Genomic DNA, 17,959 nt, shown 5'->3' on the forward strand with positions numbered 1-17,959 from the left:
ATCCATGTGTGCACATGGTCTTTTTTACACTGTCTACCTAAAGGGGATAATACCAAACAGAGTCCCTTTTCCATAATACCCCTATTCTCGTTTTGACCTAAACTTTCTCTTTTTCACACCATTTATCTAGTAAACCCTCCTCTCGCTCACCTGAAATACCAGCTTTTAATTCCCTACCTTTCATTTCTTTCATCCACTCATACACGTCTGTAACAGTATCTTCTAAATTACTAAAAGTAAGCCCCTCTTTAACAGCGCTCTCGATACTAATAGAAAACCCACCTTTCCACGGCTTCGTTTCACCTTCTAATGAAAAAGTTTCGGGAAGCCATAATGGCATATCTGTCCAAGGCTGCACTTTATGTTCCTTCATAAATGATTCATCTACCCAAACGAATTCAGCATCACTATTCGTAACCTTTTTACACGTATTTAATAGCTCTCCCATCGTCAATTCGAAATTCGGGCCTGTAATATTGAATGTACCTACTTTATTGTTTTCTGCCATGCTTAGTCCAAAGCTCGCGACATCTTTTATATCAACGAACTGCACTGGACGGTCTTTTCTTCCTGGAACTAACACTTTACCGCCTTTTGCTACGCGCTGAATCCAGTATGGAAGGCGATCTGTATAATCAAACATTCCTGAAAGAAGTCCTGCTCTTACATGTAAAACACGACCCGGCCAATACTTCTCTGCTTCTTTTTCGCATAGTACTTTCAGTGCCCCATAATGCTCATAAGGAGATATTTCCCCACTCTCTACAGCCATTAACTTATCAGACGAAAGTTCAGGTTGTAATGTATAGTCTTCTTTTATGTGATGCGGAATCCAATCTTTATATACAGAAATACTTGATATAAATGTATAGTGTTCAATATTATCTTTTAGCACTTCTCCTATTTTCTTTATGTGATGTGGAGCAAATCCACACGTATCAACTACAACGTCCCATTTTCGATTTTCTAAACTTGATACATCACCATTTCTATCACCGATTAACTGCTCTACTTTAGGAAAAATTTCTTTATTCGTTCCACGATTAAACAATGTAACTTCATGACCTCTTTTCAAAGCTTCTTCTACGAAAGCTTTTCCTAAAAAGCGTGTACCACCTAGTATTAGAATCTCCATGTTTCTCCCCCATTCATTAGTAAAAATCCTTTCTTTTGTTTAACGATTTTTCATTGCGGAAAGTTACGGGCGAATAATTTATTTTCCCACTACACTTTCAAGCCCATATACTAAAAGAAACCATTTTGAAAAGTTAATCATCATGGTTTCTTAAATAATAAGTGATTGTATTTTTATTACTTTTTAATGTTTTTAATTAGACATAAACATTAATCTTTACTAGGAAACTACTGAATGTACCTAATTTATTGAGGAAAGTGAAATTGAAGAGATTAAAACAGATGATGTACTTATTAGTGCTTTATATGGGCATAAAGATTTAGTATTTTTATTATACATAGAAAACATGAGATAAAATCAGACGATGGAAAATTTTACATTATAAACACATAATTTACATTTAATTAATATTGGCTGTTTTCGTAAACATTGTTGTTTTTTTATAAAATGAAAATTTTATGTGATTTGGTATATAATATATATAGAATTATTTTACAAATTAGTCGGGGGTGATTATATGAATTTGCTTAATATCTCTTTTGTGATGTTGATAGTAGCAGGATTATTATTGGCTGTTTATGGATTACAGAAAAAATCCCAATTAACAATGCTCTTTGGTGGGATGGCTTTCTTAGCACCAATATTTTATTTCATTGGCTGGACTCCCGTTTTACCTTTTGTTGCTCCGATTGCATTGGTTATTTCATATCTTGGGAAGAAAAAGGTGAAACCGCTTAAACATACTCTTTAAAGGGTCTGTTTTTTTATGAATACCTTAACATTTCAACTGTTCTATAATTTGACTTCTGACACGCTGAAATAAGCAATTGCTCTACTCGTTTATCAAACGCTAAGTCTTTGCCTATTTCGAGCCAGCGGAACCAACGAAGACAGTTATCCGAATATAACAATTAATATATAATACAAAAAATCTTATTTATAAAAACAATGCTCCTGCCAAATTGACAGGAGCATTTCTTTTTTCACCCTCTATTTACTTTTATACACTTGAATTGAAATTATCGAAATTAAACTGAGCAATCCCATAAATAAACAAATCGCACCAAGAATCATATATGAATTTCCATACCCCTGTAATAAAGCTAAATATGTACTCGTATCCATATGACCGCCCTGCTCTGTAACAGATTTACTAACTGCCTTACTCCCCATTTCTGGTGCATTTATTAGTATATACACACCGATAATAGCTACTAAAGCTGAAATAATTTCTACAACATTAGACTTTGTCATCATACCCTCACCTTTCAAACAACGTCTTTTATCCATCTAGAGAGATTTCTTTCCATCTCTTACTTTTACATAATAGCAAAAAAGATGGTATGAAATTCCAATTCGTACCATCTTTTTTGCTAAATTTAATTATTTGTCTGTATACAATAAAGAATAAATCAGCTTCCATCTATCCTTAACTTCCGGTACAATTTCAGATGCAATCGCCACCACCAATTCCTTCTCCGGTACACAACAAATCATATTCCCACCATCGCCCATTGCACAGTATGAATAGATTCCTTCTTCTTCTCGTAACCACCATAAGTAACCGTATTGATTCGAATTCATTGCTGTTGATTCTTTTACCCATGATTTTGAAAGAATTTGTTTTCCATCATAAGTACCTTCGTTTAAATATAAACGTCCAAACTTAACCATATCCCTAACTGTTAACGTAAGTCCCCAGCCGCCAGTTGAAATACCATTTGGATCGTACACCCATCCTTTCACATCTTTTCCGAATAAGTCATCGAATCCAAATGCTTTCATATCGTAGTTTGGAATTTCTCTCATACCGATAGGCTGAAATAGGTATTCGTTCGCAAACTCACGGGCACTTTTTCCCGTTATGCTCGTAATGATTGCTGATAGTACATGTGCCCCTGCGGATGAATATTTAAAAGGTCCAATTTCTCCGCCTTGTCCAATTCGATTGAGTGTATACTGTACCCAGTCCTGTTGTGTACATAATTCTTCTAACGGTTCCTGCCAGTCTGTATAAGGATATGGAGCTGTCATTGTAAGAAGGTGTCGTACTGTTACTTCAGATGCCTTAAGATTATATTCAGGAAAAAACTCTATTACTTTTTGATCACCGCTTTTTATATAGCCTTTATCTACACATATCCCAATTAACGCAGAAATAATCGTTTTTGTAACTGATGCCACATGAAATGCGTCACCTGGTCCGTATCCGTGATAATATTTTTCAAAAACAACATTACCTTTTTGTACAACTAATATACCATTAATATTTTTGTATTCTTCTTTTATAATGCAATCTAACTTTTCAGCAGTTTTCATTGTTCTTCCCCCTTAATCAATGATTAAAAAGGTTCGATTGGTACATATATATCAACTATATGTTTATTTTCTGGGTGCTGCCTTGGGTCATTTTTATACACTTCAAAAGGATATGAATCTCTCGGTTTATATCCGCTATTTGGCAGCCATTCACCGTATAAGAAATCCCACGCTCCTTTATATTCATCTTGGCGTATTTCAAAATGACCTACCGCGTACTTTCCTGAAAGTATCACCATTATTCCAATGTCGCTCGTTCCTACTGCGGACTCATACGGAATTGTTATACATAGACTTGTTCTTAAATGATAGTCTTCTGTAAATTCATGATGATCGTGGTAAATTGTTAATACCTTCGTATCCTCGAATACATGATAGTTTTGCTCCGTGGCGTACCGAAATAGTTTTTCTATCATTTTTGGAAAAGCTATAGCTAACTCCTTATATGTACCTACATGTCTTATGTATGCGACGTTTACGTTGTCCGCTGTTACAATTTCGACCTCTCCTCGAACCTTCTTACATTCATTGTATTGTGAGTACACATTTACGTCTTTGCAATTCTTGCTATTGTGATTTCTATAGTGAGACGGACTTACACCGTAATGACTTTTAAATGTCCGAGAGAAAACTGCTGAATCTGTGAAACCATAATGGTAAGCGATGTCTGTAATCGTCATATCTGGACGATAAGTAAGTAGGTGTGTTGCTCCTTCTAATTTCAAACGATTCACGTACCGAGATAACGGCTCATCCATCATACCTTTAAAAATTCTATGAAAATGAAACTTTGAAAAGCCTGCCACATTAGCTAAATCTTCAATTGAAAGCGAATCATTTATATTTGATTCTATATAATCTTGAACTTTATAAATACGCCGTAAATACTCATTTCTACTTTGAGAACTCTCCATATTCATATCTCCCCACAACAAAAAGGCTAACTTCACGTTAGCCCATCTTTACACATTTTTTAAAAATAAAACTCTACTCCCGCCGTTTCCATCATAATTTGTATGTACGGATACCCCTTCTATTTCATCATCCCCAGTTTCAATTCGAAAGCCGATTTCTTGATGAAATAGTATCGATTTTTTATTAACTGGTGACGTGATTGCTTTTACAACTTTACGATTATTTGCACGAGCAATATCAAAGAAATAAGAATATAATGACGATGCGATTCCTTTTCTTCTATACTTCGGATTGACACCGATAAAATGTACATAAGCTTCATCTTTCTGTGTTTGTGAAAAGAATCCGCATAAGAAACCTAACATTTCTCCCTCTTCTTCAATGATAAAACTCGTTTCTTGAAAGTGAACGAAGAATAATTTTGGCAACATATGAGCCATGTCTCTTCCGCCCCACCAATCATTTAATACAGAATGAATCTTTACATAATCTTCCCCTTGAATGTTTCTTACTCGCATGTATTTCTCCCTCTCACTCACTTCATTTTTTCATATATTTTAATAACCGTTTCGACTAAAAGAATGAATACCCAAATACCTGAAAATACAAGAACAGACTGGAATATCGATCCAATTATCATAACACCAACTGCACCTGTTATTGAAAATGATATTCCACCAAGCCCTGGATACTGGATAAGTGCTCCAGCAGAAAAAGCGGTTATAATAGATACTATTAAATAAATAACACTCATTATTTTTAATATTTTTATAGAAAGATACGAAGTTCGCTCTTTCTCCACTTGTGGTAATTCGATTTCCCCGCTCGCAATTCCTTTTTGTAAACAATCCTCACACAAAAATTCTTCATTTATTTTTTTACCACCATGTATTGTCCCCGTTATTTCTTTACATCTGGAACATTTTCGATTTATCATTTTGTTATCACTCCAATCAACTATGACTATCTTATATAATTCGACATTTACCTTATTATCCCTTTTATGTATTTTATAGAGAAAGGTCGTGTTTTATGATTTCGAAACTCACATTTGGTTATAAAAAACCTACTGTGCATTATGTATTACGGCCGAGCTGCTACGCGGTTATTTTTAAAAATATTTGTTCAAAAATGGCCATTATCCAAAAAGGTGAACGTTACTTTTTACCTGGTGGCGGTATGGAAGGTACGGAAACGAAAGAAGCATGTTTACAGCGAGAATTACTAGAGGAATTAGGTTGGGCGATTGAAATTGATCGTTATATCGGTAATGCAGCACGATATTTTTATGCCGGAAAAGAAGATACATATTATTTAAATGATGGGTTCTTTTACATCGCGAAAATGATAAAGAAACAAACCGAAAACTGTGAAGAAGATCATGTTTTACAGTGGATGCCTCCATTACTGGTTATGGAGCATTTAATTCATGCTCACCAAAAATGGGCTGTTGAACAAGCGCTTTTATTACGAAATAAAAAATGATCTCCTTCTATATGAAAGAGATCATTTCTACTGTTACTGTTAACTTACTTTTTTCAAATTTAAAGCTGGCTTTTTGATTCCGCCTTTTTTTACAACATATAAACCGATAAAGATTATAAACCCGCCAACTAGTTGCATCATGTTTATTTGCTCTCCAATTGTTACGGCCGCGAAAATGACTGCGAACAATGGTACAAGATACATATAAACCATTACTTTCGTTGAGCCTATTTTACTAATACCGACATACCACATTGCAAGTCCGAAGATTGTCGCAAAGACGATTGAATATGCTAGAGAACCCCAGCTTGGCATATCTACTGGCCACGTTAACGTATTTACGTTGAATAAACAATATACAACCAGTGGTACAATTCCAATTAAAGTAGACCATGATGTAACTCTCATTGCCGAGTATTTTGTAATGAGAGGTTGTGCTAAAATTGGATACCATCCCCACGCAATTGCTGCGACTAATCCAATTACATTTCCGAGCCACGCATACTCATATGAAGCTCCCCCTGTATGCCCTGTTATTAAAACGAGTGCTGCACCAACAAAGGCCACTATTGAACCAATTTGTACTTTCATCGAAAAACGTTCTTGTTTGTGTAATACTGCTAATATCCCTGTAAATATAGGTGACATCGCAATTAATAATGAGGCGTTCGTTGCTGAAGTATATTTTACAGATAACATAAACATCGTTTGATACATAGTCGTTCCAACGATACCGACTGCTAGTAATCGTAACCAATCTTTTCTTTCAATACGTAATGAGCGTTCCATCATAAATGTAATAAGTAATAATACCGGTGATGCTACTAAAAATCGTAAACTATTAAATTGAATGGATGACATAAACGCCACGCCATACTTTCCAATTGTATAATTTGCTCCCCATACTAAAGCTACTGATACTAGGAGCCATTCCATTTGCCATCGTTTCATCCGAATCTCCCCTTCCATATTTAGCATAGTAAAATTGGCTGGATATAACACCGTCCAATTGGCTGTTTTTTTACCCAGCCAATTTGTTATACTTGATGTATATAAGAGATGCGGAGGCGTTTGTATGGAATGGAAGCTAGATAACGACAGTAAAATCCCAATTTATCAGCAAGTTGTTGACTTTATTGAAAGACGTATTACATACGGAGAGCTTCCCCCAGGTAGCTTCCTCCCTTCAGAACGGAAATTAGCTACGCAGTTAAATGTAAACCGAAGTACGGTAACGACTGCTTATAATGAACTTCGCGCAATGGGAATCGTAGAAAGTACGACCGGTAAAGGTACACGTGTGAGTACACATATGTGGGGCGTTTCTCCAACATTAACGCCGAACTGGAGAGGTTTCGTAGAAGGTGGTACTTTTTTACCAAACTTACCGTTACTTCGCCATATTCGCGCAGAAGTACAGCAAAATGAAAACATTATAGATTTCGCAAACGGAGAGCTCGGTTGTAACCTCTATCCTCACGATCAACTACAAACAATTTTACGAGAACAACCGTTAACGCAGTCATTAAGTTACGATCATCCCCAGGGCTATCTCCCGCTAAGGCAAGCGGTAGTAAACTATATGAAGGAGTATTTAAAAGTTGAAGCGACCGAACAATCCATTATGATTACATCCGGCGCCCAACAAGCACTTCACCTTATCGTACAATGTTTATTAAATCCAGGTGATGCAGTCGCTTTCGAAAGTCCATCGCACTGTTATTCATTACCGTTATTCCAATCAGCAGGTATTCGTATTTTCCCTTTGCCTGTCGATGAACACGGTATTAATCCAGACGATGTACAAGAGTTATATAGAAAGCATCGTATTAAAATGATCTTTTTAAATCCAAATTTCCAAAACCCTACGGGAACAATGCTGCATCCAAACCGTAGAAAAAAACTGTTATCACTTTGCGCGGACTTACGAATTGCGATCGTTGAAGATGATCCGTCCAGTTTACTTACGTTAGAAAATAAACAACCTTGCCCTACTTTAAAATCGATTGATGAAAATGGAACTGTCATTTATGTACATTCCTTATCAAAAATGATCGCACCAGGTTTACGAGTTGGATGGCTTGTCGCCCCGCAGTCAGTAGTAGAGCGATTATCAGATGCGCGTCACCAAATGGAATTAGGAATGAGTATATTCCCGCAGTGGCTTATGCAGCAATTTTTCGAAACCGTTCCATTTCAATCGCATATAGTTCCTTTACGAAAGCAATTAGCAGAAAAAAGAGACATTATCGTCCGTGCTTTAAATGAACAGCTTCACGATAAAATCTCTTTTTCAAATCCAACCGGTGGTATATACATATGGGGAAAATTAAACGAACCAATAAATGAAAAACAACTCATTATGCAAAGCTTAAAACAAGAAATTGCCTTTATGCCGGGCAGTATTTTCGGTGCAAAAGATGGTTACATTCGTTTGTCTTATGGAAAAGTAAATATAGATCAAATTGAGGAAGGTATTTCTCGTTTGCGTGAGGCTATTTTGGTTTGTGAAAAATAACATTAGATAAAGCTTCCTCGTTTGACAAAAGATAAATCTACCATTATTATCAACACGAACCTATTTATCCCGCTATTTGTGGGCAGTAAAACTCCCACCTCAAAATTCAGCTGGAATAAAGAAGTTAGATGGGAGTCGGGCTGCCCGTAAACGCCCGATTGGTTCAACTAATAATCAGTGTGGATGAACAAAACCCCCACTGATTAAAGTTTCACTTTATAGGAGTGATAAAAATGAAAATTTACATTGATGCAGATGCTTGTCCTGTAAAAGATATTATTATCTTTGAAGCTACGAATGCGGAAATTCCTGTTACCCTTGTTACTAGCTTTTCTCATTTTTCTAATGCGGAACAGCCAGCAGGTGTGGAAACAATTTATGTTGATTCTGGAGCAGATGCTGCAGATTACCGGATTATGCAGTTAGCAAAAAAAGAAGATTTAATCGTAACGCAAGATTACGGTCTTGCTTCGCTCGCTTTAGCGAAAGGCTGTATCGTTCTACACCATAAAGGCTATAGGTATACGAATGAAAACATTGACCAACTATTACAAACACGTTATTTAAGTGCAATGGTTCGAAAAAGCGGCAAGCGTACAAAGGGGCCAAAACCATTTACAGCAGAAGATAAAGAGAAATTTAGAGAGCTCTTTAAAAGTGTCATTTCACTCTAGAAATGAACTGTCTATTTGTAGGGAAAGCTTAGCAAAGAAAAGAAGAGAATATCCAAATGAACATTCTCTTCTTGGGGTTTACCCGATTAAAATGAAGGTAAATTATCTAAGTTATTTTCTTTCATACCATCAGGCTCGCTACGTATAATATCCCTGCCATACTTATGAAATACGTCCACATGAGCTAACTTCCCTGACTTTGCTTCATCAAGAGCAGTAATATAATCTAATTCTCTTCCACTACTTGTTTTAAAAGCAATTAAATCACCTTCATCATTTTTACGAACTGCAATAATTTGTTCTGCCCCTGAATCGACTTCCTGGGCTACTTCCAACCTGGCTTGCTCTTCTCCTTGTTGCAAATATGCATTATAAACTTTTTGAAAGTCTTTTTTGTCCATAAAACTCACCTCCGAAACATTTTATTAGTATGGTTGGAAGGTATTGGTTTTATGTACTTTTCCCATCAAGTTAACAAAAATACACTACCCCAAAAAGATAACCCCATTCATAATTTTTCAATCTATTACAAATTTATTTTAGAACTTTATAGAGTACCTCTCAATATAAGATACTCAAAACTGATAATATTATAATTTATTATATCGAAAACATTTAAGAAATAGAGCTGTTCAGATGAATATCAAATGGAATAGTGAAAACATTATATTTGAGACATTGAGAGAAGCTGAAGTATGGACGGACTCAATCGGGAATGAAATATATGGACGTGTTTATGATGGTTATGTAACACCTGATTATAAGATTGCCTATGCTCTATTGGCTGAGGTCCCTCATTTTAAAGTTCATACAGAAATAGACGTAAATAATGAACCTTGGCTATATAAAGTATGGGTTATTTCATCTGCTAAAACACCATAGCAATTAGTCTACAGTGCTGTTTATTTTAACCTGTATTATAAAAACAGCTGAAATACCGATTCCTTAACGTACAGGGAATCGGTTAATTTGCGTCCAAATTGTGTCTAAACGTACAATTTCCCCGAAATGGTATGGTGACCCCATGCCCATCAACTTAAGAATTTAGAATTACCCCAAAACGAAAAAACGAGTTTTTTTGTTACAAGTTAGCACAAAATTTCGTTCTGGGGGTACTATAAAATTTTCGCTTGATGGCGATGTGGTAGATACCCCAGTGTACACAATGACAGTATTTCTTGCACCAGAACCAACGAAAGTAATTTAATGTAAAAAATAGTTAAAAATCTAAGCGCGTGTTATTATTATATAGGGAATTTAAAATTAAAGTTGTATCTGGAGAGGAAATGTTATAAATGAAAACAACAAAAGGGAAACTATCTTTTAGCATTGATATTATAGGCTTTATAGCTTCTATAATAATGATTATTGTAACTTTGGTTAATTTTAGAACATGGTTACATCCACTTACATTCTTTACCGTAGGACTAATCTTCTTTATTAATATAGTAAAGACCCTTAAGGGGAAAGGGCGTAATTTAAATTAAAAATTTGATTCTTAAATGCTTATATTTTATAAAGTATGTTAGTATCTTTTTAATAGTGGTCACCATCCATCACCATCAAATTAAAATAAAGTTGTATCCATATAGCAAAAAAATCGCTATTCTTTTTGTAGAAATATACAGAAAGGATGGCATTTTTTATGAATCTTTCGATTCAAGATGAACTCCAATTATTTGCTGAGGAATTATATCAATATTTTACTCCTTCATTCTTAGAGGAGCTTGCTAGAGAATTAGATTTTGTTCAAAGAAAGCGTAAGTTTTCAGGGCATGACTTAGCCACTATCTGTGTTTGGGTGAGTCAACGGATAGCGAGTGATTCTTTAGTTAGACTGTGTAGTCAACTACATGCAGCTACAGGAACTCTTATTAGTCCAGAAGGACTAAATAAACGCTTCAATAAAAAAGCTGTTTGCTTTTTAAAACATGTTTTCTCTGCATTATTAAAAAATAAAGTTTGTGAAACCTCAGTGATTCCCAGTTCTTCACTTACCCATTTTCAACGGATTCGCATTTTAGATGCAACAATTTTTCAAGTACCAAAACACTTAGCTAGTGTGTATCCTGGCTCGGGTGGTTGTGCACAAACAGCAGGTATAAAGATTCAATTAGAATATGATTTACATAGTGGACAGTTTTTAAATTTTCAAGTTGAGCCAGGGAAGAATAATGATAAAACCTTTGGAACAGAATGTTTAGCGACATTACGGCCTGGCGACCTATGTATTCGAGATTTAGGTTATTATTCACTGGACGATTTAGATCAGATGGATCAACGTGGGGGATATTATATATCGCGGCTGAAATTAAATAATATGGTGTATATCAAAAATGAGTTTCCTGAATACTTTCGAAATGGGACAGTTAAAAAACAATCTCAGTACATCAAGATTGATTTAGAAAACATTATGAATACCTTAAAACCGGGACAGGTCTATGAAATAGCAGATCCTTATATTGGAAAGGATAAAAAACTATTTACACGCGTTATTATATATCGGTTAACTGAAAAGCAACTTCGAGAACGTAAGAAAAAACAAGTGTATAAGGAAAGTAAAAAGGGTATTACGTACTCAGAGAAAAGCAAACGATTAGCTGGTATGAATATTTATGTCACCAATACACCCTTGGAATGGGTTCCGATGGAACAAATACATGATTTTTATTCCCTTCGTTGGCAGATTGAAATTATCTTTAAAACTTGGAAATCCTTATTTCAAATTCATAATTGGCAAAATATCAAACGAGAGCGATTAGAATGCCACATTTATGGAAAACTCATCGCTATTTTTCTATGTTCTTCTACTATGCTTAAGATGAGACAATTAATTTTACAAAAGAAACAAAAGGAATTAAGCGAATATAAAGCCATTGGAATGATACAAGATCATCTATACATCTTGTATCAAGCAATACAACAAAACACTCAAAAAATAACCAAAATCTTGTGCCGTCTATTCAACCTCTTACTGAAAAATGGACGAAAGTCTCACCGATATGAGAAGAAAACAGTCTTTGATATCCTGGGTGTTATTTATGAGTATAGTGGATTGGAAAAACAAAGGGAAATTGCATGATTTTTAAAATTGGGTCGATTGAGGTTTATTTGGTATGCTCATTTTTAAGGACACAAAGTATTTTAAGAGTTTTTCCGTTTATATGAACGAAAGTTCATTTTGTTTGGGTTCTTAAGTTGATGGGCATGTATGGTGACCCATGCGCATCAACTTAAGAAAAGTAAACATCCCAAAAAAGAAAAAAATGTACTTTTTTTGTTACAGACTAACAAAAAATTACGTTCTAAGGGCGCTATGAACCTTTAAGCTGATGGAGATGTGATGCTACCCAGGAAGTTTCTAAAAAAATTATTACTCTGAGTTCTTGTTACTTGATTGTACCCATTCCACCAATTTTAACATGTACATTAACTTTAACATCAGCCTTCGATAATGCTTTTCCCCATTTTTTTTGGACTCTTTTCCAATCTTTATATGTATAAGCTCGTGCATACAACCCCAATCCTATAGGATCAATTTCTGCTTTTTGTATTTTCTTTATTAAACGTTCTAAATCACTTTTTAACTGTTTTTCAATGCTTCTTTCTAATCTTTCTCCATCATTCCTAACATTAAAAGGAAACAGTCGTTCTGAAATTGAAATTCTCATATGTACATTTATATTAAACATAAAATGATTTTTGTATTGTACGTTTGTTTTTACTTTGGTACTTTGAGTATTAAAGCTTAACCAATGTTTTTCTTTGCTTTCAGATTGTAGCGGTACGGCAATAGTAAATGGAAATTCTCCCTGTATGTGATTCTGTAAGATACTTAATAATAAATTTTCTTTTGGTGTAATAGTTAGCTTATATCTATTCTGTTCATCAAGCAATGCTGAACCTATCAACTTTATATTGTTATTCTTTTTAAGTGCGCTAACACTCGCCGTCATTCCTTTTTCTTTTGTTTGGTTATGAAAATCTTGAAGAGTAGTTTTTACAGTAATATTTCTTTTATGTGCAGTCTCAATTAATTTTGCCAAATATATAGGAAGACGTGGTTTATTTTTGGGAGCATAATAAATTATGTCTGAAACAGGTCCATCCACAGCAACAATTCTTGTAGTAACCGTATTTTTTGGATCTCGATAAAAAGGATCTAAATAATCCGCCCACTTCTTTTGTTTTAAAAGTCGCTTACCAATCAAAATAAGTTGTGTCTTGCTTCCCGATGTCAAAGCCATAGCCATGGTATCGAATTTTTCACGAGAGTTTCGCACTGTAACAGATTTCACACCATATTGTTCCTCTTTAATCTTGGCTTCTTTATTGAAAACAGGACTGGATAAGTATACTTTCAAATTATCATTTTCGTCCAAATCTAAACCCAGTATAAGCGTGAGTGTAACATCTTCTACATTCATTTGGTCTAAACACCCAGTGAGCAATATTAGCGGAATTAAAACACTGCATAATATTTTCTGCTTCAATGTGCTTCCCTCCGAAAGTATTTTTTGTGGATTAAGTTATATATCCATAAAAATACAGGGAATAAGAAAGCTAATACAAGTCCAGCTTTCGATGTAAGCTTTTGAAATAGTTCAGATTCATTCCATGAGGGATGGATCCAAAACGTTACTATAATTACTGCCAATAATAAAATAGCTACATGAAGAGTATGATCTTGTTTTCCAATTAGTTGACTAGAACAAAATACAGCACCGTATACACAAGGAATCCATGCAGTAGAGACGACAATTAGATAAATAGCCAATAAAATCATATCAAACCGTTCTAAAAAACGAAATTCAATAACTTTAAGCAAGTTTAGTACAGGTTGATTAAACTCTAAAATTGCATCTGGACTGAAGTACGAAAAGCAGATAAGGATAGTAAATAGATAAAATACAAATGTTAAGGTATTTGCTATAATAATTCCTTGCGTTGCATATTGCTTTTTTTTCAAAAAAGGATAAAGAAAAAATGCAATTTCAAATCCTATAAAGGAAAAGATAGTAGACGGAACAGCCGAAAAGACAGGTTTCCAACCCTCCTTTAATACTGGAAGAAAGTGTAACCAATTGCTATCTTTTAATGGTATGAAGAAAAAAAATGGAATCCACATTGTCATATAAAAGCATAATTCGCAGTATCGACCTATTATCCGAACACCATTGCGTGCAACCAAAAAGGTTGGAATAGAGAATAGAAACAAAATAATATAGTCGGGTGTTTTTGGAAGAAGCCAGCCCTTAATATAAAGCATGCCATTAATTAGAACTGTCCATGCGTAAAAAGCAAAATATATCATATAAAGAATAATTACCATGGTACCAATGATTTTCCCAAACAATCGAATAAGAATTTCATATAAGGTATCATTTGGATAGTGTTTGGCTGTTTGAATTAGCAAAATACTGGCAGTCATAGCGCAAAACCAACCAATAAATAGTGCTATCCAGCTATCTGTTCCAGCTTTTTCTGCAAGTACCCTTGGAAGGGACAGAATTCCAGTTCCTACTTGTGAGGCATTAATAATAAAGATGTATTGCATGACAGTGATGTCATTATATGCATATTTTTTCATATTTTCACCCTTTATTAGGATTGGTTTCTTTGTGATTCTTCGTAATATTTTTAGATTTTCTCTTCATTGACCACAAAGGAAAGCGAACGAACGTGTCCTTCATACCTGATATTCGAAAAGGTGACAAAGGACTACCATAAGGAGTACCTAAAGACTCTAAACTTATAAGATGTGCAATTATAGTCATCCAGCCGATAATAATTCCTACAATTCCAAATAAAGCAGCTAATAACATCATAGGAAAACGCAGTAATCTTATTGCCAAACCCATTTCAAAATTAGGAACAATAGAAGAAGCTATAGTTGTAATAGCAACAATAATAATCATGATATTACTCACAATCCCTGCTTGAACAGCAGCTTGTCCAATCACAATACCTCCAACAATCCCTACGGTCTGGCTAATGGGAGTGGGTAAACGAAGGGCAGCCTCTCTCATCATTTCTAAGGTAATCTCCATAAGTAAAGCTTCTATCACCGGAAGAAACGGAACGCGTTCTCTCGATTCTGCAATTGATAAATAGAGCTGTACAGGAATAACTTCATAATTAAATGAAATAAACGCTACATATGTTGCAGGTAACAATAAGGCTATAAAAAAACTTATAAAACGTAGTAATCGAACAGAGGAAGATACTAACCAACGTGTGTTGTAGTCATCTACCCATTGAAAGAAGGAAATGAAATTTATGGGGGCAATCAAAACATTGGGACTTCGATCCACAACAATGGCGAATCTCCCCTGAAGGATGTGTGATACAGTTGAATCTGGTCTTTCGGTCAAGATAAACTGCGGAAAGGGTGAATATGGATTATCTTCAATAAATTCAATTATTTCACCAGTATTAATAATCGAGTCCACCTTAATATTTTGAAATCTAGTTTCCAATTCCTTAAGTACATCTTGAGAAGCTACATCTCTTAAATATAAAATAGATACTTTGGTCTTCCCTCTGCTTCCAATTAAAACCTCTTTTAATACTAACTCTCTATTAGGAATATATCTTCGTATTAAAGCTATATTCTGACTAGATGTTTCTACAAACCCTTGATGCGTCCCTTTTAGAGATATTTCATTTCTAGGTTCTGTTATATCTCTTTGTGGCCATCCTTTTGTATTTAGTTGATACCCTGTGTTTTGACCGTGAATTAATAAAATACTATCCCCTTGAAAAATAGCATTTTCGACTTGATTCCAAGTATTGATTGTTTGAATTTCTCCTATTGTGACAGGTAGACCATTACTAACATCAAATGGGTTATGCATCAAAGGGGGCAGTATATTATTATGAATAGTTTGTTTATCTGTTAATCCAGATAAGTATATCAAAGCGGCTTCTGATTTATTTACTAGTTGAAATTGACGAATTACCAAATCAGGAGCTTGTTGAAAAAGCTTTTGAAGATCATTTGTGTTTTGGAATAAGTCACAGCTGATATTATGATTTTCCATAGTTTCTTTCTGAACATTTGAATTTCTGTTCTCCGAATCATTTATAGAATAACGTCCTTGTTTTAAAAATTTAAATATAGAAAACACAACATTGACTCCCCTCGAAAAGACTTTTCAGTATTTTTATTGTGTATAGTTTAAAAGGATTTATACCACTATTTACTTCAGCAGCAATTTTGTAAACAATCTATTTTCACCATATCTTTACACTGTATTATAAAATATTTTAAGATTTTATGAATTTGCTTCTACATATTAGGATTGGATCGGAGTAGCCAAAATGCTAGTGTAAAATTTCAACTAGAGTATGCTTTACTAAGTGGTCAGTTTCTACATGTTCATGTAGGATCAGGAAAGTAAAATGAGAAAATTTATGGTTCCATTTGTTTAACGAGAATGCTTTGTGAATAGATCAATTGTTTTTTCAGATACATAGTCCTAATCTTTATCAAACGTCTCTTATTATTGTATATTCTTTAATAAGAATTCTGTAATCTCTTCATTTAGTTCATGATGGAAATATTCTCGATTAAAACCAGGTGGATCTTGCGACGGAAGAAAAGACGCATTCGTCATTTCTTTTGGAAACGGGCTAAGAAACGAAAAATGTCCTGCGTTCTCAACTATTTTATGTTGAATTTTAGTACTGTCAGTTATCCCGTTCAATATAATTTCCGCATGAAAATAAGGTGTAAATCGATCTTTCTCCCCAACAAGCATCAAAATAGGGATGTTTATGCCTTCCAAAGCCCCTTTTGTTTTAAACCAAACTGAAGCTGGCGCTAAAAGAACTAAAGATTTTATTCTGTAATCAGGTGTAACATTGATAAGATGAGATTTCTCATCAAAAGACTCATAAGGGAAAGAGGTTGATATTCCTCCTGATGCTGCTAATGCTGTGTATCCTCCCATAGAATGTCCGATGACTGAAACAGAATCAGGTTTTAAAACCTTTGTAAAATCTTCACTATTAAAGAACCAATCAATCGCCATAGAAATATGTTTTGGCCTAATAGTTAGATTATCGACTGTACCTTCCAATGTATTGTCGTTTCGATTATTGAATGGATGCTCAAGCATTCCCACAACAAATCCGTTACGAACCAAGTGACGAGCAATCGTTCGATAAACTAATGGTGAACCACCAGTGCCATGAGATATTAAGACCAGTGGTACTTTAAATACATTTTTACTTTATTTGGATATGTACTATTACATAAAATTATGTATAATTTCGTCTAAAAAAGTCTTTTCATGTCGATTCATGTAGATTAAACTTTAAATATAATAGTTTAATGTTTTTGCTTCACCCTCTTCATAGGAGAAATGAAGAGTTGTTGTCATTTTCGTAATAGTAAGCGCTTATAAAATGTCCAATCATTTCGATATGTAATATTTCATAAAACATTGTTGGTTTATTTTTTAAAATATTCAGGGGAAATAGACGGAATTCAACAGAATAATTTATCAGACAGGGAGAAAATGATCGTATGTATCCAAAATTTATTGATAAAATAGCGTTTTCGAAGGCGCATAAAGAGTTATTAATTAAACTGTATAATAAAGAAATTTCAAGAAGCGAGTATAATCAATTGGTAGATGCTTTTTATCGTCCACAACAAAAGTAAATATGAAGTACGTGTTTATTGTTTTATGTCTTTTATAGAAACAAAGTTCGTTTTTATCATTTTTGGGACAAGCTCTTCTGCTAGGTTGATGGGCATGTGGCGGTACCCCACATCCATCAACTTAACGTATATTTTTATACAAAATGCGGTCTTTCCACGTAGTTTTTTATTATCTTTTATAGATGTTATAAAAGTAGGCACATCAAATAAACCCTGACGGGTTTCAAATTTTTCGCTATGCT

At 34.4% G+C, this 17,959-nt stretch carries 21 protein-coding genes and 1 pseudogene; 8 read left to right on the plus strand and 14 right to left on the minus strand.

What is annotated here, in order from left to right; all coding sequences use genetic code 11:
• Nucleotides 1-97: 97 nt before the first annotated feature.
• A complete protein-coding gene (locus CQZ94_RS28060; protein ID WP_105588086.1) occupies nucleotides 98-1,135 on the minus strand; it encodes an SDR family oxidoreductase in 1,038 nt (345 codons plus the stop codon).
• A gap of 517 nt (nucleotides 1,136-1,652) precedes the next feature.
• Between CQZ94_RS28060 and CQZ94_RS28065 the strand changes: the two genes are divergently transcribed.
• A complete protein-coding gene (locus CQZ94_RS28065) occupies nucleotides 1,653-1,886 on the plus strand; it encodes a hypothetical protein (RefSeq protein ID WP_105588087.1) in 234 nt (77 codons plus the stop codon).
• Nucleotides 1,887-1,899: 13 nt separating this feature from the next.
• On the opposite strand, the pseudogene CQZ94_RS28070 reads toward CQZ94_RS28065, so the two are convergent.
• The 6 genes and pseudogenes from CQZ94_RS28070 to CQZ94_RS28095 form a co-directional block, all read right to left on the minus strand.
• Nucleotides 1,900-2,040: pseudogene (locus CQZ94_RS28070) on the minus strand (IS1595 family transposase); the annotation flags it as partial.
• An 85-nt stretch (nucleotides 2,041-2,125) separates the two neighbouring features.
• Nucleotides 2,126-2,425 carry a hypothetical protein gene (locus CQZ94_RS28075; protein ID WP_105588088.1) on the minus strand — a complete coding sequence of 100 codons (300 nt, stop codon included), beginning with the start codon at nucleotides 2,423-2,425 and terminating at the stop codon, nucleotides 2,126-2,128.
• 93 nt (nucleotides 2,426-2,518) lie between these two features.
• The gene (locus CQZ94_RS28080) at nucleotides 2,519-3,454 is read right to left on the minus strand and encodes a serine hydrolase domain-containing protein (RefSeq protein WP_105588089.1); all 936 of its coding nucleotides are present in this window, start codon (nucleotides 3,452-3,454) and stop codon (nucleotides 2,519-2,521) included.
• Between the two features lie 23 nt (nucleotides 3,455-3,477).
• Nucleotides 3,478-4,368 (minus strand): AraC family transcriptional regulator, encoded by an 891-nt coding sequence (locus tag CQZ94_RS28085; RefSeq protein ID WP_105588090.1) that lies wholly within the window; start codon nucleotides 4,366-4,368, stop codon nucleotides 3,478-3,480.
• 48 nt (nucleotides 4,369-4,416) lie between these two features.
• Complete coding sequence (locus CQZ94_RS28090) at nucleotides 4,417-4,887, minus strand: GNAT family N-acetyltransferase (RefSeq protein WP_105588091.1); 471 nt, start codon at nucleotides 4,885-4,887, stop codon at nucleotides 4,417-4,419.
• A gap of 17 nt (nucleotides 4,888-4,904) precedes the next feature.
• The gene (locus tag CQZ94_RS28095; RefSeq protein WP_105588092.1) at nucleotides 4,905-5,306 is read right to left on the minus strand and encodes a DUF3980 domain-containing protein; all 402 of its coding nucleotides are present in this window, start codon (nucleotides 5,304-5,306) and stop codon (nucleotides 4,905-4,907) included.
• Nucleotides 5,307-5,401: 95 nt separating this feature from the next.
• Between CQZ94_RS28095 and CQZ94_RS28100 the strand changes: the two genes are divergently transcribed.
• On the plus strand, nucleotides 5,402-5,854 hold the full coding sequence (locus CQZ94_RS28100; RefSeq protein ID WP_105588093.1) for an NUDIX hydrolase: 453 nt from the start codon (nucleotides 5,402-5,404) through the stop codon (nucleotides 5,852-5,854).
• 39 nt (nucleotides 5,855-5,893) lie between these two features.
• On the opposite strand, the gene CQZ94_RS28105 is transcribed toward CQZ94_RS28100, so the two are convergent.
• Nucleotides 5,894-6,805: a DMT family transporter gene (locus tag CQZ94_RS28105; protein WP_105588094.1), complete on the minus strand. Its 912-nt coding sequence runs from the start codon at nucleotides 6,803-6,805 to the stop codon at nucleotides 5,894-5,896.
• Nucleotides 6,806-6,929: 124 nt separating this feature from the next.
• On the opposite strand from CQZ94_RS28105, the gene pdxR reads away from it, so the two are divergent.
• Both pdxR and CQZ94_RS28115 read left to right on the plus strand, forming a co-directional pair.
• Nucleotides 6,930-8,372, plus strand: a complete 1,443-nt coding sequence (pdxR, locus tag CQZ94_RS28110) for a MocR-like pyridoxine biosynthesis transcription factor PdxR (protein WP_105588095.1) — start codon at nucleotides 6,930-6,932, stop codon at nucleotides 8,370-8,372.
• A 233-nt stretch (nucleotides 8,373-8,605) separates the two neighbouring features.
• Nucleotides 8,606-9,046 carry a YaiI/YqxD family protein gene (locus CQZ94_RS28115; protein WP_105588096.1) on the plus strand — a complete coding sequence of 147 codons (441 nt, stop codon included), beginning with the start codon at nucleotides 8,606-8,608 and terminating at the stop codon, nucleotides 9,044-9,046.
• A gap of 86 nt (nucleotides 9,047-9,132) precedes the next feature.
• On the opposite strand, the gene CQZ94_RS28120 is transcribed toward CQZ94_RS28115, so the two are convergent.
• Nucleotides 9,133-9,447 carry a DUF3892 domain-containing protein gene (locus CQZ94_RS28120; RefSeq protein ID WP_142395956.1) on the minus strand — a complete coding sequence of 105 codons (315 nt, stop codon included), beginning with the start codon at nucleotides 9,445-9,447 and terminating at the stop codon, nucleotides 9,133-9,135.
• Between the two features lie 241 nt (nucleotides 9,448-9,688).
• On the opposite strand from CQZ94_RS28120, the gene CQZ94_RS28125 reads away from it, so the two are divergent.
• The 3 genes from CQZ94_RS28125 to CQZ94_RS28140 all read left to right on the plus strand — a co-directional run bounded on the left by CQZ94_RS28125 (nucleotide 9,689) and on the right by CQZ94_RS28140 (nucleotide 12,128).
• Nucleotides 9,689-9,928, plus strand: coding sequence for a hypothetical protein (locus CQZ94_RS28125; protein ID WP_181149563.1), 240 nt, complete (start codon nucleotides 9,689-9,691; stop codon nucleotides 9,926-9,928).
• Nucleotides 9,929-10,341: 413 nt separating this feature from the next.
• Nucleotides 10,342-10,533: a hypothetical protein gene (locus tag CQZ94_RS28135; protein WP_105588099.1), complete on the plus strand. Its 192-nt coding sequence runs from the start codon at nucleotides 10,342-10,344 to the stop codon at nucleotides 10,531-10,533.
• Nucleotides 10,534-10,691: 158 nt separating this feature from the next.
• The gene (locus tag CQZ94_RS28140) at nucleotides 10,692-12,128 is read left to right on the plus strand and encodes an IS4 family transposase (RefSeq protein ID WP_105588100.1); all 1,437 of its coding nucleotides are present in this window, start codon (nucleotides 10,692-10,694) and stop codon (nucleotides 12,126-12,128) included.
• Nucleotides 12,129-12,435: 307 nt separating this feature from the next.
• On the opposite strand, the gene CQZ94_RS28145 is transcribed toward CQZ94_RS28140, so the two are convergent.
• The 4 genes from CQZ94_RS28145 to CQZ94_RS28160 all read right to left on the minus strand — a co-directional run bounded on the left by CQZ94_RS28145 (nucleotide 12,436) and on the right by CQZ94_RS28160 (nucleotide 17,259).
• Nucleotides 12,436-13,539: a Ger(x)C family spore germination protein gene (locus CQZ94_RS28145; protein WP_105588101.1), complete on the minus strand. Its 1,104-nt coding sequence runs from the start codon at nucleotides 13,537-13,539 to the stop codon at nucleotides 12,436-12,438.
• The gene (locus CQZ94_RS28150; RefSeq protein ID WP_105588102.1) at nucleotides 13,536-14,636 is read right to left on the minus strand and encodes a GerAB/ArcD/ProY family transporter; all 1,101 of its coding nucleotides are present in this window, start codon (nucleotides 14,634-14,636) and stop codon (nucleotides 13,536-13,538) included. Before CQZ94_RS28150 ends, CQZ94_RS28145 begins: the two co-directional genes overlap by 4 nt.
• Nucleotides 14,637-14,640: 4 nt before the next feature.
• Entirely contained in the window at nucleotides 14,641-16,176 is a 1,536-nt protein-coding gene (locus CQZ94_RS28155; protein WP_105588103.1) for a spore germination protein, read from the minus strand.
• A gap of 375 nt (nucleotides 16,177-16,551) precedes the next feature.
• On the minus strand, nucleotides 16,552-17,259 hold the full coding sequence (locus CQZ94_RS28160; RefSeq protein WP_105588104.1) for an alpha/beta hydrolase family protein: 708 nt from the start codon (nucleotides 17,257-17,259) through the stop codon (nucleotides 16,552-16,554).
• 320 nt (nucleotides 17,260-17,579) lie between these two features.
• On the opposite strand from CQZ94_RS28160, the gene CQZ94_RS31420 reads away from it, so the two are divergent.
• A complete protein-coding gene (locus tag CQZ94_RS31420; protein WP_000283272.1) occupies nucleotides 17,580-17,717 on the plus strand; it encodes a hypothetical protein in 138 nt (45 codons plus the stop codon).
• Between the two features lie 15 nt (nucleotides 17,718-17,732).
• Here CQZ94_RS31420 and CQZ94_RS31560 read toward each other — a convergent pair.
• A partial coding sequence (locus tag CQZ94_RS31560; protein ID WP_219845219.1) for a hypothetical protein occupies nucleotides 17,733-17,959 on the minus strand: 227 nt, incomplete at its 5' end.

It is taken from the genome of Bacillus sp. MYb209, assembly GCF_002975175.1.
In the GTDB taxonomy this organism is placed as follows: domain Bacteria; phylum Bacillota; class Bacilli; order Bacillales; family Bacillaceae_G; genus Bacillus_A.